The sequence below is a fragment of the Corynebacterium suedekumii genome (genome assembly GCF_030252185.1).
GTDB classification, from domain to species: domain Bacteria; phylum Actinomycetota; class Actinomycetes; order Mycobacteriales; family Mycobacteriaceae; genus Corynebacterium; species Corynebacterium suedekumii.
Genome location: NZ_CP126970.1, coordinates 1850670 through 1873286, shown reverse-complemented (window position 1 = coordinate 1873286; position 22617 = coordinate 1850670). Strand labels below are relative to the sequence as shown.

The window sequence follows — 22617 nt, the reverse complement described above, 5'->3', positions numbered from 1 at the left end:
CATGTCATCAGATGATCTCGCGCTTCCTTTTGGTGCCTACGAAACCCCGGTCACTGCGAGAATTCGTGAGCGCATTGAGGCAACGCGGGAGGCATGGCCCTCAGTAGGTATTTCAGATCCGGTCGTTGACCCCGACCTGAAGCAGCGTTACATCGAAGCAGTATCTCGAAACCTTGCTGACCGCCTGACAAGGCGACTCGAGTCAGTCAGCGATCCTGAACAGCGCATATCCCTCATTAACGGCATTGCCCGGCTTCTTGATGAGGGCGATACGGTGGTAGATGAGCGACTCCTCCACGCGGTCTACGAATCGAAACTCGCAGACCCGCCGCAACCGCCGGAGATTTCACTTGCCGGGGCGTCGCTCTTGACGAACTCTCCGAAAGAACCAAGTTTGTCGAATGAGCTGCGGCGAGAGATTGCCACGGCAGACTCCGTCGATCTGTTGATTGCTTTCATTAAACGCAGTGGGATCGCCGTTCTCGATGACCACCTCACTGAACTAAGGGATCGTGGAATTCCCTTTCGGGTGATCACGTCCACCTACTGCGGCGCCACGGAATCGGCGGCAGTCGAGCGACTCGTCGCGGAATACGGTGCACAGGTCAAGATTGGCTACGAAAGCCGAAATACTCGCCTCCACGCTAAGGCATGGCTGTTTCGACGAAAGTCCGGGTTCGACACTGCCTTTGTTGGTAGTTCCAACCTCTCCACCTCAGCGCTGGTCACCGGACTCGAGTGGAACGTACGCACCTCAAGAAGTGCGACCCCAGGAGTCATCGAGAAGTTCACCGCCACCTTCGATAGCTATTGGAACGACCCACATTTTTCACCCTACGATCCGCAGACTGACGGGGCGCGACTCCAACGAGCTCTCACCACTGCGAAGGGTACTTTCGACAATGTCATCGAGCTCTCCGGGCTGAGAATCGAGCCATACCCATACCAAGCCGCGATGTTGCAGGCTCTCGAAGCTGAACGAAGCGTGCACGACCGACACTGCAACCTCATCGTCGCCGCGACGGGCACGGGAAAGACAGTCGTTGCAGCTTTGGATTACCGCGCGCTCAAGGAACAAGCCGGCATGCTGCCCAAGCTCCTTTTCGTCGCGCATCGCAAGGAGATTCTCCAGCAAGCCCTCCGGACCTACCGAGAAGTCTTGCAGGATCCGGCTTTCGGCGAGCTCCTCGTTGATGGGCACGAGCCACGGAAGTGGACGCATGTCTTTGCGAGCATCCAATCGCTGAACTCCACCCGCCTTGATGGTTTCGCGCCGGATCATTTCGAGGTTGTCGTTATCGACGAGTTCCACCACTCCGAGGCACCCTCCTATCAGCGTTTGATGGAGCATATCCAGCCGGAAGAACTCCTCGGGCTAACGGCGACACCCGAACGTGCTGACGGCGCAAATGTTCAGAAGTTTTTCGACTATCGGATTGCCTACGAACTGCGTCTCTGGGAAGCCCTCCGGCTCCAGTTGCTCGCTCCAATGCACTATTTCGGAATTAGTGACGGCACCGATCTCAGCAATGTCGCTTGGAGTAAAAATCGAAAGGACTATGAGGTCAACGCCCTGACGGAGTTCTATATTGCCGCCGGCGACCGGCGCATAAAGCTCATCCTGTCCGAGATGCAGAAGAGACTGCTCGAGCTCTCATCGATGAAAGCTCTCGGCTTCTGTGTCAGCATCGATCACGCCGAGTACATGGCGTCTAGGTTTAATCATTTCAATGTGCCTGCCCTGGCGGTTAGTTCCCGAAACACCCGTGAAGAACGTGCCGAAGCACTTCGTCGACTCCGGGCAGGGGACATCAAGATACTCTTTTCCGTCGATATTTTTAACGAGGGCGTCGACATCCCCGATGTGAATACGATCGTGCTCTTGCGGCCCACACAGAGCCCGACAGTCTTCCTTCAGCAGCTCGGGCGAGGTCTTCGCTTAGCTCACGGCAAAGACGTGTGCACCGTATTCGACTTCATCGGTCAGCAACGCGCCGAATTTGATTTCGAAGCTCGCTACTACGCATTGACTGGCCTTCGAGGTCGACGATTGGAGAAGGCCATTGAGGATGGGTTTCCCCAGGCACCTCCGGGTTCCGCAGTAATTCTTGATGAGGTCGCCCAGGACGAGGTCCTGAAAAACGTCAAGCGGTTCACCAGGACGTCATCCAGGAGACTGCGTCAACTCATCAGTGACGAAGCGACCACGGATTTATCCCGATTCATCGAGCACACCAGCATCCCCGTGGAAGACATCTACAAGAAAAAGAAACAGAGTTGGACAACCCTGCTTCGTCAAGAACGTCTTCTCCCAGGTCTCGGGGATCCTCATCCCGATGAATTGCTCCTTTTGGGACGGTTGCAGAGTCTTCTCCACATCAATGATGTGGAGCGCGCAGAAATGTACGTCAGAATCTCTTCGCCCGACGGACCAGCCTTGTCGCAGATGACGGACAAAGATCGCGCCTATCTGCGGATGCTTGTGAGCTCACTGTGGGCGCACATGCCCGCTCGCACAGTTCCTGCCTCGCTGTCCGAGGCACTCGACCACATACGCTCCTTCCCCTCGATCTCTGCGGAAATTTGTCAGATCACCAACGTCACCGTTTCCTCATCGCGCCGCCTTCCCACTCCCCTGCCGGAAAAGTTCGGGAACGGTGCCCTCTACCTTCACGCTGATTACACCCGCGCAGAAATCATTGCGGCGCTAAGGGATGTTGAGGTCAACAAACTAGTGAACCTTCCGCGCGAGGGCGTTTGGTACAACAGCGATCTCGATCTCGATCTCTTCTTTGTCACACTGGTTAAGGACGAGTCCAGCTTCACCCCGTCTACCAGCTACCGGGACTACCCGATTTCTCCCGAGCTTTTTCATTGGGAATCCCAGTCGTCAACTGCGGTGGATTCCCCTACTGCTCAGCGGTACATCCACCATGACGATGAGGGGTCAACAATAGTCATGGCCGTCAGGAACTCGACAACAAACGAAGTTGGAACCGCTCAGGCGTTTACGTTGCTCGGCGAAGTCGACTACGTCAGTCATCAGAGCGAGAAACCGATTCAATTTGAATGGCGGCTGCACCGTGCGATGCCGCCGGAACTGTATAACCAGGGCCGGGCTGTGGTGTAGTTTTACGCCTTCTTCATCGATGCGTGGCACGGATTGCGACGCCAACTAACCGCGCTGCCATAGCTGCGGACGGCGAAAAGGGCCCGCAACCACGGCGCTTGCGGGCCCGAAGAACGGCACGACCTACGGCGCCACTCCGAACACCCACGGAATGAGCGTGTAGATGACGATGAGGATCATGCCCAGGGCGACGAAGTTCATCCAGATGCCGGCGCGGGTCATCTGCTTGATGGTGATCAGGCCCGAGCCGAAGGCGACGGCGTTGGACGGGGTCGCGACGGGGAGCATGAAGGCGGAGCAGACGGCGAGGGTGACCACGAAGGTCATCAGCAGGGGGTCGACACCCGCGCCGACGGCGACGGCACCGAAGATCGGGAAGAATGCCGCGGCGGTGGCGGTGTTGGAGGTCAGCTCGGTCAGGCCCAGAGAGACGATCATGACGGCGACGATGATGACCCAGGACGGCATGGATCCCAGGCCCTCGACCTGGGTGCCGATCCATTCGCTCAGGCCCGTGGCGGTGAACATGGCGGACAGGGAGAGTCCGCCACCGAACAGGAGCAGCAGGCCCCAGGGGACTTCCTTGGAGTCCTCCCACTTGAGCAGGTTGCGCGGGCCGGCGCCCTCGTCGTCGCTGGCGCGGCCGGCCGGGGTGAGGAAGCAGGCGATGGCGGCGGCGACGGCGACCTGGGAGTCGCTGATGGAGCCGAGGAAGGGCAGGGCGTCGGCAACAAAGGGGATGTCGGCGATGAAGGGGACGAAGACCCAGAAGAAGATGGCGACGAGGAAGATGGTGCCCACGCGTCGTTCGGCGGTGGACATGGCGCCGAGTTTGGCGATCTCGTCCTGGATGAGCTTCTTGCCGCCGGGGATCTCGTCGACCTCGGGGCGGTAGACGAACTTGGTCAGCACGAGCCAGCACAGCAACGTCATGATGACGGCCCACGGCACGCCGACGAGCATCCAGGTGCCGAAGGCAATGTCGATACCGAGGGACTCCCCCACGTACGCCTTCATCAGCGCCATCGGCGGCTGGCCGATGAGGGTGGCGGTGGAACCGATGGTCACGCCGTAGGCGACACCGAGGAGGGTCGCAGCGGCGAACTTGGTGCCGGCGGCCTTCTCATCCACCTGGCGTACGAGCTGGATGATCGATGCCGCGATGGGCACCATGATGACGGCGGTGGCGGTGTTGGACACCCATGCGGAGATGAACGCCGATGCGACCATGAGGCCGAGCACGATTTGCGACGCCTTCGTGCCCACCGTCCTCACCGTCAGCAACGCGATGCGGATGTGCAGACCGGACTTCTCCGTGGCCAGGCCGAGGATGACACCACCGAGGACGAGGAAGATGACGGTGTCCGCGTAGGGTGCGGCCACCTCCTTCATGGTGCCCATGCCGAACAGCGGGAACAGCACCAGCGGCAGCATCGAGGTCACGGGGATCGGGGCGGGTTCGAACACCCACCACAGGGCCATCCACAGTGCGCAACCGGCGACGGCGCGGCCCTCGAAGGAGAGGGAATCCGGCAGCAGCAGGAACAGCAGCGCACCGAGGACCGGGCCGAGCAGCAGCCACACCCAGTTGCGGTTCTTCTTCGTCGTCTGATTCTTCGCGTTGTCTGTTTCGGCGACGGCGGTAGCGGGAGTCGACATGACACCTCCTGTAGGTCAGCTCACTTGTTGTGTCATGCTACGAATCAGTTCACTGTTCGCCTAAGAATGTGGTGACCTCGACAATTGGATTACACCCGGGGCTTTCCCTCGCGTTGACCCGGGGTAAAACGGGCGGTGCACGCTCGACCCGGACGTACTCCCGGCCCGGGGACGGCCGGCCACTACCCCCGCGCGGCAGGTTCCACGACGGTCCGCTCCACCACCCGGTGCACGGCCCCCTCCAGTGGGCCGCGGCGGAACCGCCATTTCCACAGGGCTGCGAAAAGCAGGAACCCCGCCAGCTGCCAGAGGAACAACGACGGCCACAAGGCGTCGGGCCCCGGGAGAACGGTCTCGGGCGTGTGCGGCTCATACATGGTCCAGCCGAAGTCGGCGGCCCCGCCGAGGCTGAGGAAGGTGCCGTTGGCGATGGTGGTGATGAGCACGTGCACCACGTACACCGTCAACGACATCGCACCGAAGGCCCGCACCGGGTAGGTCGCCCACACGACGGCGCCGACGCGGCAGGCCAGCAGGCATGCGGCGATGACGGCGGCGGACAGACCTGCGGAAGTGAGGACGTCGAGAAGCCCGCCGGAGTGCGGTGTCGGTTGCGCCCAGGCTCCGAAAAAGTTGAGCTCGTCGTAGATGCTCACGCGGAAGTCGGCGGCCTCGACGATGAACTGGGTGAGGGCGAACAGCCCCAGGCCGATACCGAGCAGCCACACCTGCCGGTGCAGCGCCAGGCGGTGGATGAGCAGCCCGACGAGCACATACGTCGTCCACGCGGTCAGCGGATAGGCGCCGGAGAGCAGATCTGCGAACGCCGCATTCGCCCAGGGCAGCCACAGCACCGTCTGCGCGGCAATAAGCAGCGGGCCGAGGATGACCAGGCCCGCCAGCAGGATGAACAGTGATCGGGTGCGCCACCGCAGGACCGGTAGAAGCAGCAGGTAGGCGGCGCCGATGGCGGTGAGCACGACGAGGATGCCGGACTGCACCGCCGCCAACAGCAGACCGATGCCCAGCAGGAGAACCGCCCGGACGAGCAGACGGAAGCGTGCGTCACGGACACTGGCCGAGTTCACGGTGATGATGCCCATGGACACTCCGGCGAGAACCGCGAACAGGACCGACGGGTACCCCTCGGTGATAAAGCTCTCGGGGCCGATGTGGGCGACCATCATGCCGATGATCGCCACGGTGCGGGCCAGGTCCAGGCCGTGGATGCGGGTCATGGGTTCACAGTAGGCGAGCCGCACCTGGTGGTCGGCCCGGAGTCCGGTCGTGGGGTCACGGTGAGGTGCTCCACCTCCGCGTAGCCGGCGACCTCCGCCATGAAGGAGGTGTCATGGCAGGTCATCATTATGGCGACGCCGTCACGCAGCTGCTCGGCGATCAGCTGATGCAGCCGCCCCCGCCCCTGAGGGTCGAGGCCGACGTCAGGTTCGTCGATGAGCAGGACCGGCCTGCCCAGCCCGCTGACGGCGAGGAACTGCGCCAGCCGCAGGTCGGTGGCGCCGAGGTCGAGGGGATGCTCATCGGGGTCGACGTCGAGTTCGGCCACCCGCGGGCCGACGAAGTCCGCGACCGTGGACTCCACCACCTGATCGGCCGCGCGCTGGAGCATGAGCGCGACATCGCCCCGGCCCGGCGCGCCGTCAAGACCCGCCAAGGCACGCAGCAGGGTGGTCTTGCCGGTGCCGTTGTCCCCACGCAGCCACAGGACCCCGCCGGGGCGGACGGTGACCTCGACGGGGCCGACCTCGAAGGTGGCGGCGGACGGGGTGCGGAACTGCCACCACTTCCGGGTGCTGCTCCTCGGCGGCCGGTCACCTCGCCGAGGTTGACCGGCTTCCCCGGTGGTCCCACGTGCGGGGGCAGGGGGACGTCGGGAACGGGGAGGTGGGGGGTGAGGGCGGTGTCGACAAGCGAGAAGATCTCGCCGGGCAGGGGCTGCGGGCGGGTGCCCAGGACGACCACGGCGGTGTCGGTCAGTGCCCGGCACAGGGAGAGGAGACGGCGCGCGGAATCGGCGTCGAGGCCGGCGAAGGGATCGTCGAGGACGAGAACGTCCGGTGCCAGGACGGCGACGGTGGCCACCGCCAGGCGCCGGGTCTGCCCGCCGGACAGGGTGGTGGGATCGGCTGCCGGGTCCAGCGCCACGAGCTCGAGAATCCGGGCGACGCGGCGGGACATCTCGGGGGCGGGCACGCCGCGCTGCTCCAGGCCGAAGGCCACCTCCTCGGCGACGGTGTCACGCAGGAAGGTGACATGGGCCAGCGCATCCTGGCCGACCACGGGATGCCCGAGCGAACGCGCCCAGCGGGTCAGGCCCTGCCCGGAGGCGCCGATGACCTGGGTGATCGTGCCGGGTGTCAGATCAATACGCACACGATCACCCCCACGGGGAGGAGGAGCCGAGCGGCCTTCTGCACGGTGCTGTCGGGCACGGGACACAGCAGGGTGCGCCGGCCCGGCAGGTCGAGGCCGGCGGTCTCCAGGGCGGGTGCCTTCTCCGCGTTGGCGGTGAGCAGGTGCGTCATCACCGGCAGGACCAGGCGCGGGACGACCGTGCGGGCGGTGACCCGCCGGCCCCGCAACCGTTGGGCGTCCCGGACCACGCGGATGGTGCGCCGCCCCTGCGGCAGGACCTGGAGCGCGGCGGCGACGACGTAGGCGATCTTCGGCCCCAGGGGACTGACCTGCAGTGCCTTCGCCAGGTCAGGCACCCGGATGAACGCCGCCGCCCCGAGCAGGGCCGCCATGAGCGCAGTGAAACGCAGCGCGAGTTCACCGGCGATGAGCAACCCGTCGGAGGTGACCAGCGGGGCGATGCGCTGCGTGCCGTAGGGGGCGTGGACCAGCACCATGGACAGTCCCGTCGGCAGTGCGAGCAGCGCGGTGGTGGCCGGGACGGCGGGAGTACGGGTCCGCCACACCCCCAGGGCGAGTGCCACGACGATGACCGCGACCGAGCACTCCCAGCGGTTGATGCCGAGCACGAGAATCCACGCACTGGCCCCCGCCACCAGAGCGGTGAGGGGGTTGAGGCGGTTCGGCTGCGGGGGCATGGTCGGGCTTTCGGTGTGGGTGCCGGGGGTTCTGATCGGATGTGTGGCTGCATTCAGCTCCGGAACATGGTGCTCTCCCCCGTTGCGGGGTGAGGTTTCGGAGGTGAATGCAGGGGATCCGGCCCTAGGAACGGACGGGTTCCGCCTCTGCAGGCGACGAGGTCACCCGGGACTCCGGTTGGAACGACCGCAGGGTCCGCTTCGGCAGCGCCCGGACGGCGGCGAAGACGACGGCCATGACGGCGAGTTTGTCCAGCGGGTCGGAGACGAAGGACTGCAGGGTCACCGAGCCGAGGAGGGAGGTGCCCATCTCCCGGAAGAGGGAGACGATCGCACCGGTGCCCACACCCGCGGTGCCGCCGTAGACGAAGGCGGCGACCGGGGCGGCGAGTGCGCCGCAGATGAGGCCGAGAAGCAGGCCGGAGATGACGAGCTTCCAGATCTTCTGGAACGCGCCGCGGCGGATCATCTCGCCGGCGAGCCAGCCGGTGGCGGCGGAGACGGCGGCAAACGGCAGGGCCGCGGGGTTGAGCAGACCCCAGACGACGGAGCTCAGGGTGCCGGTGGCCAGGCCGGCGATGGGCCCGGCGAGGGCGGCGATGAGGATGGTGCCCACGGAGTCGAGGTAGAGCGGAATGCCCACGGAGCCGACGATCTGGCCGATGACGATGTTGAGCACGAGTGCCACGGGAATGACGGCGATCGTCCGGGCGGGCAGGGCCGGCAGGGTGGCGGCGAGCAGCAGCACCGCGCCGCCGACGTACCCGGCGAGGGTGATCAGAGCCTCGGTGGAACCGCCGACGGATTCCCAGTCGGTCGGTCGCACGAGGACGAGGTAGAGCCAGGTCGCGGCGACGACGAGCGCGCCGGTCAGGGCGAGGCCCCGGCGGGCGGGGGTGAGCTGAATCTGTGACATGGAGGGTCCTTCGGGCATGCGCGGGAGGGGCCGCCCTATGTCACCTCGGGCAGCGAGTCGCTGATCACCTTAGCGCACGGGCGGCGCGGGTCAGCTCGGCATGTGCGCCGTCGATGTCGGCGGAGGTGACCAGGCGGGTGTTGCTCGTTCCCGCCGTCTCTTCCGATGTGCCGCGTCGCTCTCCCCGCGTATCGACGTCCACCCGTACCCCGCGATGCTCATACCCCACCCGCTCGAGCGCGATCATGCAGGTGAGCAGGTCGTGGATCTGGGCCTGGTAGCCCTCCCCCTGGGCCTGATGGAACTCGAAGTAGAAACGCAGGATCTCGGGCAGGTGCCCGGCAATGGGGGCCGGGCCGAGATCGGCGATCAGCCCCTCCAGCCGGGGTGGGTCGATGAGGAACTGCTCGGTGACCTCGAGTGAGCACAGGGTGACCGGGGCCGGGGTGTGTCCGAAGGCGTCGGCAGCGGCATGGGGGTCGACCCAGAAGTTCCACTCGGCGGTCGGGGTGGTGTTGCCCCGGTAGCCGACGGCCCCGCCCATGACCGTGACGTTGCGCAGGCGGGCGTGGTGCTCCGGGTGGGACTGCCGGAAGGAGGCGAGGTTGGTGCACGGTCCGGTGACGATGAGGTGCAGGTCCTCGTGCTTCTCGATCGCCTCGACCCACAGGTCGGGCCAGGTGCCATCCTCCGGTGCGGCGGGAACCTCGAGGTAGCCGAGCCCGGTGGGCCCGTGGGTCTCCGGGGTGGTGACCAACGGGACGGCGAGGGGGACGGGCTGGCCGGGGAGAACGGGGGCGTCGATACGCAGCTGATCGCGGACCCAGCGGGCGTTGCCCGCGGCCTGGGTGGCGGTGGTGTTGCCCGCGGTGGTGGTCACACCGCACAGGTCGATCTCGCCGAGGTGGTCGAGCGCGGCGAGGTAGAGCAGGGCGAGGGTGTCGTCGATGCCGGGGTCGCAGTCGATGAGGACGGGGGTCATGGATAGCAGGTTAGCGGGGTGCGTCGGCCTGGAAGCGGGAGACGGCCAGCAGACCCACGACGAGGAGAGCGACGGGGACGAGCATGGCGTTGCCCATCGCGGCGCCGAAACCGGTCACCCCCTCCCCCATCTGCATGACCGCGCCGAGAGCCGCGGCACCGAGGACGGCGCCGACCTGGCGGGAGGTGTTGTACACACCCGATCCGGCACCGGCGAGCGAGGTGGGCAGATCCCGCATGGTGATCGCGGAGTTCGGCGACCAGGCGAGCGCGTTGGCGGCGCCGAGCAGCAGGACGGGCAGGAGGAACCAGCCGACGGGGACCCCGGCGTGCATGAAGGTGCCGAACAGCACCATCGCGACGATGAGCGAGCCGAACCCCACTTTGGAGAGCAGGCCGGGCGCCAGCCGGTCGGTGAGCCGGCCGGCGAAGGGGGCGAGGATGACCGAGAGCACGCCCATGGGCACGAGCATGAGCCCGGCCGACGCAGCGGAGAGCCCGGCGCCGGTCTGGAGGTAGAGCATGATCGGCAGGTTGACCGAGTAGACCGCGAAGCCGAGGGTGGACACCGCGATGATGCCGAGCCGGAAGTTCCGGTGGCGGAACAACCCCGGCGGGACGAGTGCACCCGCGCCGACGTGGAGCTGGCGGCGGATGAACACGACGAAGGCCAGCAGGCCGGTGGCCAGCGCCGCCCAGATCCACCAGACCCAGTCGAACTCGGGGCCCTGCTGGAGGGCGACGACGACACCGAGGACCGCGATGAGGGAGACGACCACGCTGAGCAGGTCGATGTGCCCCACCGACCTCGGCAGGCGGGGGACGAAGCGGGCGACCAGGACCAGGGAGACCAGTCCGAGCGGGACGTAGAACGCGAAGACCCACCGCCAGCCGACGGTGCCGACGAGTACGCCGCCGATGACCGGGCCGAACAGCCCGGCCGAGCTGGCCACCGCGGACCACACACCCATCGCGGTGCCCCGGCGCGCCCGCGGGAAGATCCGGGTGATGATGCTCAACGGCTGCGGGTTGAGCAGGGACCCGCCGAGCCCCTGGACGGCGCGCAGGGCGATGAGCCACTCGATCGTCGGGGCGAAGGCACACGCCAGCGCGGCAGCGGTGAACAGTGCCATGCCGACGAGGTAGACGCTGCGCTGCCCGAACCGGTCACCCAGCCGCCCGGTGACCAGCAGCGGGACCGCGAAAGCGAGGAGGTAGACGGCGGAGACCCACACCACCTGGTTGAGGCTGGCGTCCAGGTCCTCCCGGATCCGGGGCAGGGCCACCGCGACGAGCGACTGGTCGAGCAGGGTCATGAACAGCCCGACGCACAGGGCGATGAGTGCCCGCCAGGCCTGCTGTTTGTCCACCTGCGGGTTCGGCTGCGGGTCCGGCAGCGGGGTCATTTCTCCGTGGCCGATTCCAGCCGGGGGTTCCCGTCCTCGAGCGTCTCGCGCCCGAAGGCCCACACCACGGCGGCGAGCAGGCCGATGACGCCGCAGAGCAGGAAGCCGATCTCGAAGCCGTAGGACTCGGCGATGAAGCCGATGAGGATGGGCCCGGTGATGGCGCCGAAGTCCTGGGCCATCTGGAAGTTGGCCAGGACCTTGCCGCCGGAGCGGTGGTTGCCGATGACGTCCGCCAGCACCGCCTGCTGCGCCGGGTTGAGCATGCCCGCACCGGCACCTGCCAGGGCGGAGACGATGAGCAGGGGCCAGAAGCCGTCGGCGAAGCCCATGGAGCCGGTGAAGATGGCGTTGACCACCAGGCCGGTGATGATGAGCGGTTTACGTCCGAGGGTGTCGGCGAGGCGGCCGGAGAACTGGAGGACGATGGCGTTGCCGGCGGCGAAGGTGGCCATGGCCAGCCCGGCGATGGCCCCGCCGTGCTCGAACACGGCCGCGGCGAACAGGGGCAGGGTGGCCACGCGGACGCCGAAGTTGATCCAGCCGAAGGAGAACCCGGAGACCAGGGCGGAGCGGTAGGCGCTGTCGCGGACGGCCTCGCCGAAGCGCATGGGTGGCTCATCGCTCGTCTTCCGTCCGGCGTTGTCCGCCTGCCGCGGCATCTTCCACCACACGACGAACGCGGCGAGTGCCACGGAGGCACCGTAGATGACGAAGGGGGCGCGCATGCCGATCATGGACAGCCCGGCGCCGACGACCGGTCCGATGACGTTGCCGATGAGGAACGCCGTGCCGTAGACCGCGGAGGCCCGGCCGCGGATGGCCGGCGGCGCGAGCCGGACGATCAGGCCCATCGCGGAGACGGTGAACATCGTCGACCCGATGCCGGCGATGCCGCGCAGCAGGAGGATGTGCCAGTACTCCTGGGCACCGGCGACCAGGGCGGTGGCCACGGCGACCGTCATCAGGCCCGTGAGATAGACCTTGCGGGAGCCGATCTTGTCGATGAGCTGGCCCGACACCGGCGCGAACAGCAACCGGGAGGCGGCGAAGATGGAGATGACGGCGCCGGCGGCGGCCATGGAGACGTCGAAACTCACCGCGAACTGCGGAATGATCGGCGCGATGAGCCCGTACCCCAGGGCGATGATGAACGCCGCGGCGACGAGGACCCAGATCTCGGTGGGGATCTTCGGGGTCTCCGGCTTCTCCGGCTGCGGGGCGAGTTGTTGATCTGTCATGTCGAATCCAGACTAGCCCACCAGTGGCGGTTAGTACACCTGTTCGATACTATCGAACACCCGTGTTGTCCCCTCCTCTTAGAGTGCGAGCCATGAACATCACCTCAGCCACCCACATCGCCGACCACCTCCGCACGACGCAGGCGCGCACGCTCGCGGACGTCGCCTCGATCATGCACCATCCCCGCTCACTGGCCCGCCCGATGCCGAACTGGCGGCCACCGAGCAAGCGCCTGCCCGGCGTGCTCGGAGCCGGCCCCCTCACCGCCGCCGTCACCCGCCACCGCGTCGGCGAGCAGGTCAAGGCCCGCATCCGCGGGTACGGCGAGGACCGCCAACCCGCCTACCTCGTCACCGTCCGCGTCACCGACCCCGCCGGCGGACCGGTGGACCCGGACCTGGCGGAGGGCTGGGTCCGGGCGCTTGTCGACGACGCCGTGGTCGACGCCGTCCATGAGGTCACCGTGGGTCACGCCCCCACCTTTGTGTGGCTGGTGGACAGCCACTACCAGCCGGTCCACTCCCCCGCTTCGTTGTTCACGGGTTTCGCGCAGGCGGCCTGATCCGGCGAGATCGCAATGGGAACTTGACTGTCAAAAACCTGATGAAAAGATAAATACCGTCGTACCATTGCCTGATGAAGAGAACTCTCCTTTCCGTCGGTCTCGCGCTGTCGTTGACAGCCGGCGCCGCCATGCCCGCCTCCGCCCAGGACGCTGACCAGAACGAAGCTACCACGCCCTCATCGGGATCATCGACCGATGACGGAAGTTCGGTGGCCGGTGCCGGGGCGCTCATCGCCCTGGCTGCCGCCGCCGGCGGTGGCGCATGGTGGGCGGTCCAGCAGGGCCTGATCCCCAACCCGTTGCCCGGTGTGATTCCCGGCCCGCCCGCACCGGCTCCCGCACCGGCCCGCGGTGACTGCTCGGCGCAGGCCTTCAACGCCGCACTGTGGGAGTGGCGTGATTCGAACCGGACGGTTGTCGAACACTGCGACGGCCGCTTCGCCTGGGTCTCCCAGAGCCAGACCGACTGGCGGGTGGCCTTGGACCTGACCCCTGTTTGGTAGACACCCGACAACCCGGCTTTCTGCCGGGGAAGAAAGGTAACCTGCCACCATGCCCAGCAAGACCTACACCGAGGAATTCCGCCACGACGCGGTCGCCCTCTACGAGAATTCCCCCGGCGTATCGATCAACGCCCTCGCCACCGAACTCGGCGTCAACCGCAACACCCTCCAGATCTGGGTCCGCAAATACGGCACCGGCGCCCGCACCACCACCAGCACCGAGGCCGCCTCGCAGACCCCGACATCGGTGACCGATGCCGAACGTATCCGCCAGCTGGAACGGGAAAACGCCCGACTGAAGGAAGAGCGCGACATCCTGCGCAAGGCCGCGAAATATTTTGCGGAAGAGACGACCTGGTGATCCGCTTCCAGTTCGTTGACGACGCCAAGAACAGCCATTCGGTCAAGCGGTTATGTGAGGTTCTGAAACTCAACCGGTCCTCGTATTACAAATGGAGAAACACCTCCTCCGCCAGGACACAACGCCTGCTCAGCGACGCGATCCTCGGCGCACGGGTCAAGGCCGTGTTCGCCGCAGAACGCGGCTGCTACGGCTCCAAACGCATCACGGCGCAACTCAACGACGACTCGCCCGGCAGTCCGGTCAATCACAAGAAAGTCGCCCGGATCATGCGCTCGTTGCAACTGGTTGGCTACTCCAAGAAACGCAAGGTCACCACGACTGTCTCGGATGGGAGGAAGCCGGTGTTTCCGGATCTCGTCGGCCGGAGGTTCACCGCCCCGGCACCGAACCAGGTCTACGTCGGCGATATCACGTACCTGCCGATCGCGGACGGGTCGAATATGTACCTGGCCACGGTCATCGACTGTTTCTCCCGCCGGCTGGTCGGCTTCGCGATTGCCGATCACATGCGTTCTTCCCTGGTCCAGGACGCCCTGGTGATGGCCAAGGGCCAGCGCGGAAGTCTCGACGACGCAATTTTTCACTCGGACCATGGCAGTGTCTACACTTCCCATGCGTTCCAGGACACGTGTACGCAGCTGGGGATCCGGCAGTCGATGGGCGCGATCGGCAGCAGCGCTGATAACGCCCTGGCGGAGTCCTTCAACGCCGCGTTGAAGCGTGAGGTCCTCCAGGACGCAAAGACGTTTGCCAATCAGTTGCAGTGCCGGCGAGTTGTTTTCCGCTGGTGTACCCGCTACAACACCACGCGTCGGCATTCCTGGTGCGGGTATCTCGCTCCAGCAGTGTTTGAGGAGCAATGTCCTGTTACGCTGAGATCTGCTTCCTGATCACATCCCCCGTGTCTACTTTCCGGGGGTCGGGCCCCTTCGAGTTCGACGGCCAGCGGTGGGTGGTCTCCCGTCCCGCCGGCACGAAACGCACGGGCATGACACAGGGCTGCTACAACGGTATCGAACTGCGGAACAAGGGGGCATCGGATGCCTTCCTCTCCCGTCTCCCCATCTGCACCCCGGACGAGATCGGCTACTCACCCTGGTGATGCGACTCAGTCGGCCGGATCACCCAGCGGGAGATCTCCGGCGTAGTTGTACAGTCGCAGCTTGACCTCGTCTCCGTTCACGTCGAGGAGGGTCACACTCGCGGGGTGACTGGGAACGGCCCGGGCCGGGTCGAGGCCGACGAACTGGGCGAGCAGACCTCGAACGACACCGCCGTGGGTGATGATGGCGACGGTGTCGTGCGTGGCAGCGCCGGCCACGACGGCGTCGAAACCCTCGCGTATCCGGGTCCGGAATATCTCGTGCGGTTCGGCCCCGGGCGGGTCGAAGCGGCCGGCCCGCCAGGCCGCGTACTCCGGGCCGGCGGCCTTGAGTTCGGCGGAGCTGACGCCCTCCCATTCCCCGAGGTGGGCCTCGTTGAGCCGTGGTTCGGTGCCGTTCACCTGCAGACCCAGCACATCGGCGGTGTCGGCGGCCCGTGACAGGGCCGAGGTGACCACATGGGTCGGTGCCAGGTGCCGGATGAGGGGGCGCAGCAGGGCCACCTGACCCCTTCCGGCCGGTGACAGGGGAATGTCCACCTGGCCCTGGAGCCGGCGGGCCTGGTTCCATTCGGTCTCGCCGTGGCGGATCAGGAGGACCCGCATCAGGACCACGCCCCGAGCATACGGTCACCGGCGGCGTCGAAACAGGCGTCGGGAAGCTCGGGCAGTCGGATCTGCACCGGATCGCCGGGCCGGTGGTCCACCGGTTCGTCGACCGTGACGGAGACCCGAGTGCCGTCGACGAGGTCGACGCCGATGACCCACCGGTCGGCCATGGGGACCTGATCGGCGAACACGGCCGGGATGACCGGGCGGGGCTCATGGTCGCTGCCGGTGAGACTCAGCGAGCCCGGCCGGTACATGATCTGCAGCTCATCGCCGTCGACGGTTCCCTCGGGGGCGGGGGCGCAGAGGACACCGAAGAGGCTGACGCAGCGGTTCTCGACGACCGCGGGGAACACGTTGGCCGGCGGTGTACCGATGAAGGTGGCGGTGAACGCCGTCGCCGGGTCGGTGAGCAGCTCCTGCGGGGTGCCGAACTGCTCGATGCGGCCGTCCCTGAGCAGGGCGATGTGGGTGGCCATGGTCATGGCCTCCACCTGGTCGTGGGTGACGTAGACGCTGGTGGCTCGGGTGGCCCGGTGGATGCGCATGAGCTCACCACGGGTGTCCACCCGCAGCTTGGCGTCGAGGTTGGACAGCGGCTCGTCGAAGAAGAGGAACTTCGGCTCCGGCGCGATGGTCCGGGCGATGGCGACGCGCTGCTGCTGGCCGCCGCTGATCTCCCCCGGGTAGCGGTCGGCGAGTTCGGTGATGGCCAACAGGTCCAGGACTTCCACGACCCGCTCCCTGATCCGATCCTTCGACCATGCGGCCACGGTCAGGGGCCAGGCGATGTTCTCGCGGACCGTCTTGTGGGGCCACAGGGCGTAGGACTGGAAGACCAGCCCGGCCTCGCGTCTGGCGGGTGGGACGAGGACGGCACCGTCGCCGGTGGCGATGGTACGGCCGCCGAAAGAGATCTCCCCGCCGGTGGGGTTCTCCAGTCCGGCGAGCATGCGCAGGGTGGTGGTCTTGCCGCAGCCGGAGGGTCCGAGCAGAACGAGGAAGGCCCGCTCGGGCACCTCGAGGCTGATGCCGTCGACGGCTGCGGTGGCCTGGAAATCCTTGCGCAGGTTGTCCAGGCGAAGGGATGAGGTCAGGTGTTCTTCCACGGCTGGGACTGTCCTTCGAATCGGCGGGCGATGATGGTCGCGGCCACGGAGATGGCGGCGATGATGACGGTGACGGCGTTCGCCATCTGGGTGAAGTTCTCGGAGGAGTACTGGTAGGTCATGACGGCGAGCACCGGCATGGCCGGGGTGACCAGGAGGACGACCAGGGAGAGGTCGCGGACCATCTGGACGAAGACGAGCACGGCACCGGTGAACAGGCCACGGGCGGTCAGCGGCGCGATGATCGAGCGCATCCGTCGGCCCAGGCCGGCGCCGGCCATGACGGCGGATTCCTCGATGTCGCGGCTGACCTGGCTCAGCGCCGAGGTCGCCGAACGGACCGCGAACGGGATCGTGGCGGCGACGCCGGCGAGCACGAGGATGGCGAAGGTGCCGTAGAGGCTGGGGAACGGGCCGATCGGGGCGCCGAACTGGGCGATGAACGCCGCACCCAGGGCGATGCCCGGGATGAGGAAGGGCACGAAGGACAGAAGGGACATCGTGCCCTTGAGCCACCGCGGGGCCTGCGAGCGGGTGATCACGTAGGAGATCATGAGGCCGAGGATGCCGGCGCCGACGGCCACGCAGATGCCCAGCAGGACGGTGTTCCACGTGGCCTCCCCGATCTGCGGGTTGACCAGGACGCCACGCTGGCCCTGGGCGATGGCGGGATCGGAGTCACCGATCCAGTAGTGCAGGGTCAACCCCGAGGTGAAGTCGTTGGTCCGGCGGGTCAGGGAACTGGCGACGAGGACGAGGCCGGGCAGGATGGTCGTGGCGGCGACGATCACCCAGGAGACCAGCGCAACCGGCCAGGCCCAGGGCCCGAGGGTGACACCCCGGGCACGGCCACCCTTGCCGGTGATGGTGGCGAAGCTGCGGCGGCTGCCGGTCACCCGGGAGGAGGCGAACATGATCATGGCGGCCACGACGATGAGGACGAGGGAGAGGACGTAACCGCGGGCGTAGTCGCCGGTGGTGATCGAGCCGTACAACCTGGTGGAGAGCGTGTGGTAGCGGACCGGCAGGCCGAGCAGGGCCGGGGTGACGAAGTTGGACACCCCCTCCGCGAAGGCGAGCAGCGCGCCGGAGACCATGGCGGGGGCGACCACCGGCAGGGCGATCTGGCGGGCGGTACGCAGGGTGGAGGCGCCGGTGAGTTCGGCGGCCTCGAGAAGATCTCCGTTGACGCTGGCCAGGGCGGCAGCGATGAGCATGAAGGACAGGGAGAAGTAGTGGGCCGTGAGGGTCAGGGCGATCGGCACCGGGCCCCACGCCAGCCAGTCGGGCACGGGGACGCCGAGGTTGGCGAGGATCCCCTGGGAGCCGCCGATGAGGTCGTTGCGGAACACCGACTCCCACGCCAGGGCCAGAGCGAAGCTGGGCAGGGCGAAGGGGATGGTGGCCAGGAGGCCGATGATCCCGCGGCCGGGGATGCGGGTCATGACCACCACCCAGGCGAGGAAACCGCCGATGACGGTGGAGAGCACGGCGGTGGCCAGGCCCATCATCAGGGAGTTGGCCAACGGGCTCCACAGCAGGTTGCGGGAGAGCCGGGAGGCGAACACGTCCGTCCACGCCTCACGGTTGTCGGCTGTGAGGGTGGTGTTGATGAGGCCGAGCAGCGGGGCGATGACGAGGATCGCCAGCACCGCGATGGTGCCCGCCGCCATGAGGACGGTGGGTGTGGTGGCCAGCCGGGTCACCCGGGAGAGGTGCCGCCGGGCGGGCGGGGTCTCCGGGGCGACCGGGATCTGCTGTGTGGTGGTCATGAATCTCGCGGGGCGCTAGAGGGTGAGCAGGAAGTCGGCGACGTCCGAGCGGATCTCGGCGGTGGCCTCCGGGTCGATGTCCCAGGCGGCGAGCTCGTCGAGTGGGGCAGCGTCGGCCGGGGCCTCGATGTCGGTGCGGGTCGGGTAGTCGCCGGGGACGTAGAAGGGCTCGTAGCCGGGGCCGCCGGTGGCGGAGTCGTCGCCCATGAGGAAATCGATGGCGAGGCGTGCGGCGGCGGGGTGGGCGGCGCCGTCGACAAGCGAGACATACGCGGGGAACGTGATGCCCGGTGAGGGGGCGGTACCCAGCGAGGCCTGCAGGGCCCAGCCCTCCTCCTCGTTGTCACGGCGGTCGGAGTAGGAGGTGAAGCCGACCGGCGGATTGTCCTGTCCCTTGGCACCGACGGCCTGGTTGACCGAGTCGGTGTCGTCGACGAGGACGAGGCCGTTGGCATAGAGGTTCTTGATGAATTGCTCGCCGGCGTTCTCCACGTCGTCGTCGAGCTCGATCTCGGAGCCGTAGTGGTCCTGGTAGGCCTGGGCCATGGCATCGGACTGGCGGACGATCTCGGCCATCAGGTCGAGGTAGTCGCCACGGACGGCCGGATCGACCATGACGACACGGCCGTTCCACTCCTCGTCGGTCAGCTGCCACAGGTTGGTGATCGGGCTGCCCTGGGGGTGGGCCTCCTCGTTGTACATGAGGACCTTGGTGGACAGACGGTTGGCGAGCATCGGGTCGCGGTACTCCTCCGGCAGGACGTCCTCGACGCGCGGCGGGACGTAGTTGTGGAGGATGCCCTGGTCGATGAGCTCGGTGATGACCACCGGAGCGTCGGAGATGTATGCGACGTCCGCGGTCTCGGCGCCGGAGTCAGCCTCGGCCTTCAGGCGGGTGATCTGCTCGGTCGAGGAGATGTCGTGGCCGATGAGGTCGATGTTCGGGTACTGCTCCTCGAAGGCCTCCTCCACGGCGGCGATGCGGGAGGTGAAGGAGTAGACGGTGACCGTGCCCTCCTCCTCGGCACGGGCGACGAGCTCCTCGTGGCTCAGTTCGTTGAGGTCGGCGTTGGCGTCGGTCGGGGTGGCGTCGGCGCTGTCGCCGTCGGTGGGGGTACCGCCGCCGCAGGCGACGAGGGAGATCGACAAGGGCAGAGCGAGGGCGACGGCCGCGTACGTGCGGATGTTCAGCGGGGACATGGGGGATTTCCTATTCGTCTAAGGTCTCGAGCAGCCCGTCGAGGCGGTCGAGAGCCGGGAGGATGGTGTCGGAGTGGCGGGCTGCCATCGTGAGCACGATGGCGTTGGTGACGGTCATGGGGACCGTCAGGGAGGCGAATCCCTCCTGGTGGCCGCGGGGGGCGGCGAGCACGAGGGTCGGGGTGACGCCGTGGGAGTGGAGGGTGTCGGTGATGAGGATGATCCGTGCCCCGACCCGGTCGGCGTGGTCGAGGACACTGGCCAGGTGCGGCGGGGAGCGACGGAAGGCGAAGACGAGGAGCACGTCGTCGGTGCCGAGCTGGAGCAGCTTCTCGGCGACGTCGCGGTTGCCACCGTCGAGGACGACGGTGGGGCGGGCGAAACGACGCAGACGACGCTCCGCCATTTCGGTGAGCACGCTCGCGTTGCCGCGGGCGAAGAGGTGGACCGTGCGGGCGGTGGCCAGCAGATCCGCTGCCCGGTCGATCCGGTCCTGCGTGACGTGCTTGCGCAGGGTGGTGAGGGAGTCGACCTCGGTGGTCAGGAGGGCGTTCAGAACCGAACCTTCCCCAACCTCCGCCAGTTCGCGGCGGAAGCGGTCGCCCGCGCCGGATCCGGAGATCAACTCGTCGTGGTGGACCCGGAGGTCCTGGCGGAGTTCCAGGTAACCGCGGTAGCCCAGCCGCTGTGCGAGCCGGGTCGCGGCGGAGGGGTGGACACCGGCGCGGTGTGCCACCTCCTCGCCACGCCACAGTGCGGCGTCGGCGGGGTGGGACAGCAGCTGGTCGACGAGCAGCTGGTCTGTCCTGGTCAGTGACGAACGGTGCTCGTCGATGCGGGTCTGGAAGCTCACGGGGAGGAGCGTAACCCGGACTTTTCTTGCACGCTCAGCGAGAACTGCAATTTATTCTGCAGTTCAGGTGGCGGTAACCTTTCCGGCCCGAAACGACCTACAGTTCACCTGACGGCTACCTGGCGGGGGTGCCGACGAGTCCCGTCACACCGCCGCCAGATAGCGCTCGATCACCTCGAAGGGCTGGACCAGAATCGAGTTGACCGTGCCCGCGAGGAACACGTCCTCGTCGGGGCAGTGGAAGGCGAAGGACCCGGGCACCCCGGAGTGGCCGAGGATGACCGGGGAGTTCCGTCGCATCATGCGCGGGATCCGCGAGGGGCCGTCGGCCATCATGCCGGCGCCGTAGCGCAGCGGCCGGTACTGGATGCGGCGCAGCACCGGGTCCTCGATGTGGGAGCGGTCGAAGATAACCCCGGTGTGGAACGCCCGGATGAAGGTGAGCAGATCACGCGAGGTGGAGATGATGCCGCCGGAACCCGGGGAGCTGGACAGGTAACGGGAGATCCACACCGGGTGCTTGGCGGTGCGGATCTCGGCGTAGTCGTGCCGCCCCGGGATGACGAAGGTGGTGTACTCCATCCCCAGCGGGACGAGGATGTACCGGTTGACCAGCTCCTGGAAGCTGGCCCCGGTGGTGAACTGGGCGACCTGGGAGGCCAGCTCGGCGTTGAGGTCCGAATAGTGGGCCCGGTTGCCCTGCCCGGGCGGGAACTTCGCCCCGACACGGGCGGAGGTCTCCATCTGCTCGTCGACGTCGACGACCCGGTCCCAGTCGACGATCTGCTCGACGAGGGTGCGCCCGCCCGGGTCCTTCGTGTCCTCCCAGCTGGCCAGGCCGGAGGTCTGGTCCACGAGGTGGCGGACGGTGATCTCGGAGCCGTAGTCCTGGCTGGCGATGACGTGCAGCCCGTCGAGGGAACCGGACGGGACCCGGGAGGCGACGGGGGTGTCGTAGGACAGCTGTCCGTCGTCGATGAGGCGGAAGAGGATGGCGTGGGTGAACAGCTTGCTCACCGACCCGGTGGCGAAGCGGGCGTCCGGGGTCATGGCCCCGGTGCAGAATTCGTGGGTCCAGCCGTCGCCGGCCACCGCGATGGCGACCTCCCCCAGCTTGGGCATGGCCGCGACCGTCGTGTCGACCTGTGCCAGCAGGTCGTCGCGGGTCAGCGCGGGCAGGTTGCGGGCGGCGTCGATACGCTCCCGCAGGCGCAGGCGTGACATCGGACGTGGACGGGCCATGCCCCCACTCCCCTACCTCTCGTCGTCGTCCTCGTCGTCTTCGTCGTCGAAATCCTCGTCGTCATCGTCGAGGTCATCCTCATCAGCGTCATCGATGTCGTCGGCGCCGAAGATGTCGTAGACGTCCGGCTCGTCGAACTCGTCGTCATCGAAGGGGACGAGCTGCTCCTCCCAGTCGGCAGCGTGGTCGGCGGCGAGGGAGAGGACGTCGAAGAGCCGGTCGAAGTCGGTGAAGGTGCCCAGGTCGAGGACCTCCTCGGTGGCCATGGCGACCTCGGAGGAGATGTTGTCGAACAGGCGCTGGCGGTCCTCGTCGGTCAGCTGCGCCTCGGCGTCGGACTCCCAGAGCTCGCCGATGGCCTGGTCGATAAGGTCCTCGAAGGTCTCGCCCACGGCGACGAAGCTGACCAGCGCGGTCGGGACGCCGTCGACGACCTCGACGAGCACCTGCACCTCGGAGTTGTCGCCGACCTCGGCCCGGACCAGGGTCGGGTGGTCAGCGTCATGGAAGAACTCCAGGTCGGCAATGCGCTCGTCGGTGCTCTCCAGGAGGTCCCGCAGGACGGTGACCACCTGGTCGGTGGCCACGTGGTCGGCGACGGTGGTCACCGCGTCCTCCACCGAGAAGACGACGGAGACGAGGACGGCCTCGAAGTCCTCGTCGTCCTCGTCGACGTCGGCGGCGGCGATGTAGACGTTGGCGGCGGGCAGGTGCGGGTCGATCTCGACGAACTGGATCTCCAGGTCAGAGGTGATGGGCACGAACATGGTGTTGTCGTGGACGCGGGACTCGATCCCGTCCGAATCCAGTGCTGCGGCGATGTCCTCGAAGAAGCTCATGAGTGAATGTGTGTCCTTCCACAAGAAGAGGCGATAACCGCGATCGGCGA

The 22617-nt window shown here is 66.8% G+C and carries 20 protein-coding genes and 1 pseudogene; 5 read left to right on the top strand and 16 right to left on the bottom strand.

Features of this window, described 5'->3' with window-relative positions; translation table 11 throughout:
- The first annotated feature begins 1 nt into the window (after position 1).
- Positions 2-3130, top strand: a complete 3129-nt coding sequence (locus tag QP029_RS09415) for a DEAD/DEAH box helicase (protein WP_284874061.1) — start codon at positions 2-4, stop codon at positions 3128-3130.
- A 123-nt stretch (positions 3131-3253) separates the two neighbouring features.
- On the opposite strand, the gene QP029_RS09410 is transcribed toward QP029_RS09415, so the two are convergent.
- The 9 genes and pseudogenes from QP029_RS09410 to QP029_RS09375 all read right to left on the bottom strand — a co-directional run bounded on the left by QP029_RS09410 (position 3254) and on the right by QP029_RS09375 (position 12407).
- A complete protein-coding gene (locus tag QP029_RS09410) occupies positions 3254-4789 on the bottom strand; it encodes an SLC13 family permease (protein ID WP_284874060.1) in 1536 nt (511 codons plus the stop codon).
- 182 nt (positions 4790-4971) lie between these two features.
- Positions 4972-6027: a DUF418 domain-containing protein gene (locus QP029_RS09405; RefSeq protein ID WP_284874059.1), complete on the bottom strand. Its 1056-nt coding sequence runs from the start codon at positions 6025-6027 to the stop codon at positions 4972-4974.
- Positions 6024-6797: an ABC transporter ATP-binding protein gene (locus tag QP029_RS14320; protein ID WP_432418729.1), complete on the bottom strand. Its 774-nt coding sequence runs from the start codon at positions 6795-6797 to the stop codon at positions 6024-6026. Before QP029_RS14320 ends, QP029_RS09405 begins: the two co-directional genes overlap by 4 nt.
- Positions 6798-6895: 98 nt before the next feature.
- Positions 6896-7030 (bottom strand): annotated as a pseudogene (locus QP029_RS14315) (ATP-binding cassette domain-containing protein); the annotation flags it as partial.
- A gap of 137 nt (positions 7031-7167) precedes the next feature.
- Entirely contained in the window at positions 7168-7863 is a 696-nt protein-coding gene (locus QP029_RS09395; protein WP_284874057.1) for a CbiQ family ECF transporter T component, read from the bottom strand.
- Between the two features lie 124 nt (positions 7864-7987).
- On the bottom strand, positions 7988-8779 hold the full coding sequence (locus QP029_RS09390) for an ECF transporter S component (RefSeq protein WP_284874056.1): 792 nt from the start codon (positions 8777-8779) through the stop codon (positions 7988-7990).
- Positions 8780-8843: 64 nt separating this feature from the next.
- Positions 8844-9761 carry a nucleoside hydrolase gene (locus QP029_RS09385; protein WP_284874055.1) on the bottom strand — a complete coding sequence of 306 codons (918 nt, stop codon included), beginning with the start codon at positions 9759-9761 and terminating at the stop codon, positions 8844-8846.
- Between the two features lie 10 nt (positions 9762-9771).
- Positions 9772-11166 carry a DHA2 family efflux MFS transporter permease subunit gene (locus tag QP029_RS09380; protein WP_284874054.1) on the bottom strand — a complete coding sequence of 465 codons (1395 nt, stop codon included), beginning with the start codon at positions 11164-11166 and terminating at the stop codon, positions 9772-9774.
- Positions 11163-12407 (bottom strand): MFS transporter, encoded by a 1245-nt coding sequence (locus QP029_RS09375; protein WP_284874053.1) that lies wholly within the window; start codon positions 12405-12407, stop codon positions 11163-11165. The genes QP029_RS09380 and QP029_RS09375 overlap by 4 nt, the downstream gene beginning before the upstream one ends.
- Before the next feature lie 92 nt (positions 12408-12499).
- Here QP029_RS09375 and QP029_RS09370 point away from each other — a divergent pair, with 92 nt between their 5' ends.
- The 4 genes from QP029_RS09370 (at position 12500) to QP029_RS09355 (ending at position 14942) form a co-directional block, all read left to right on the top strand.
- Complete coding sequence (locus tag QP029_RS09370) at positions 12500-12970, top strand: hypothetical protein (protein ID WP_284874052.1); 471 nt, start codon at positions 12500-12502, stop codon at positions 12968-12970.
- 74 nt (positions 12971-13044) lie between these two features.
- On the top strand, positions 13045-13476 hold the full coding sequence (locus QP029_RS09365) for a hypothetical protein (protein WP_284874051.1): 432 nt from the start codon (positions 13045-13047) through the stop codon (positions 13474-13476).
- 49 nt (positions 13477-13525) lie between these two features.
- Positions 13526-14730, top strand: a protein-coding gene (locus QP029_RS09360; RefSeq protein WP_284874050.1) for an IS3 family transposase whose coding sequence is annotated in 2 segments (ribosomal slippage) — positions 13526-13823 and positions 13823-14730 — 1206 coding nt in all. Because the reading frame shifts where the segments join, the coding sequence is not laid out codon by codon here.
- Positions 14731-14741: 11 nt separating this feature from the next.
- Complete coding sequence (locus QP029_RS09355; protein ID WP_284874049.1) at positions 14742-14942, top strand: hypothetical protein; 201 nt, start codon at positions 14742-14744, stop codon at positions 14940-14942.
- A 6-nt stretch (positions 14943-14948) separates the two neighbouring features.
- Here QP029_RS09355 and QP029_RS09350 read toward each other — a convergent pair whose 3' ends face one another.
- The 7 genes from QP029_RS09350 to QP029_RS09320 all read right to left on the bottom strand — a co-directional run bounded on the left by QP029_RS09350 (position 14949) and on the right by QP029_RS09320 (position 22567).
- Positions 14949-15548: a histidine phosphatase family protein gene (locus QP029_RS09350; protein ID WP_284876215.1), complete on the bottom strand. Its 600-nt coding sequence runs from the start codon at positions 15546-15548 to the stop codon at positions 14949-14951.
- A complete protein-coding gene (locus tag QP029_RS09345) occupies positions 15548-16660 on the bottom strand; it encodes an ABC transporter ATP-binding protein (RefSeq protein ID WP_284874048.1) in 1113 nt (370 codons plus the stop codon). The genes QP029_RS09350 and QP029_RS09345 overlap by 1 nt, the downstream gene beginning before the upstream one ends.
- Complete coding sequence (locus tag QP029_RS09340; RefSeq protein ID WP_284874047.1) at positions 16645-18432, bottom strand: ABC transporter permease; 1788 nt, start codon at positions 18430-18432, stop codon at positions 16645-16647. Before QP029_RS09340 ends, QP029_RS09345 begins: the two co-directional genes overlap by 16 nt.
- A 15-nt stretch (positions 18433-18447) precedes the next feature.
- A complete protein-coding gene (locus QP029_RS09335) occupies positions 18448-19632 on the bottom strand; it encodes an extracellular solute-binding protein (protein WP_284874046.1) in 1185 nt (394 codons plus the stop codon).
- A 10-nt stretch (positions 19633-19642) separates the two neighbouring features.
- Complete coding sequence (locus QP029_RS09330; protein WP_284874045.1) at positions 19643-20485, bottom strand: MurR/RpiR family transcriptional regulator; 843 nt, start codon at positions 20483-20485, stop codon at positions 19643-19645.
- 144 nt (positions 20486-20629) lie between these two features.
- Positions 20630-21727 (bottom strand): serine hydrolase domain-containing protein, encoded by a 1098-nt coding sequence (locus QP029_RS09325; protein ID WP_284874044.1) that lies wholly within the window; start codon positions 21725-21727, stop codon positions 20630-20632.
- 12 nt (positions 21728-21739) lie between these two features.
- The gene (locus QP029_RS09320) at positions 21740-22567 is read right to left on the bottom strand and encodes a hypothetical protein (RefSeq protein WP_284874043.1); all 828 of its coding nucleotides are present in this window, start codon (positions 22565-22567) and stop codon (positions 21740-21742) included.
- Positions 22568-22617 lie beyond the last annotated feature (50 nt).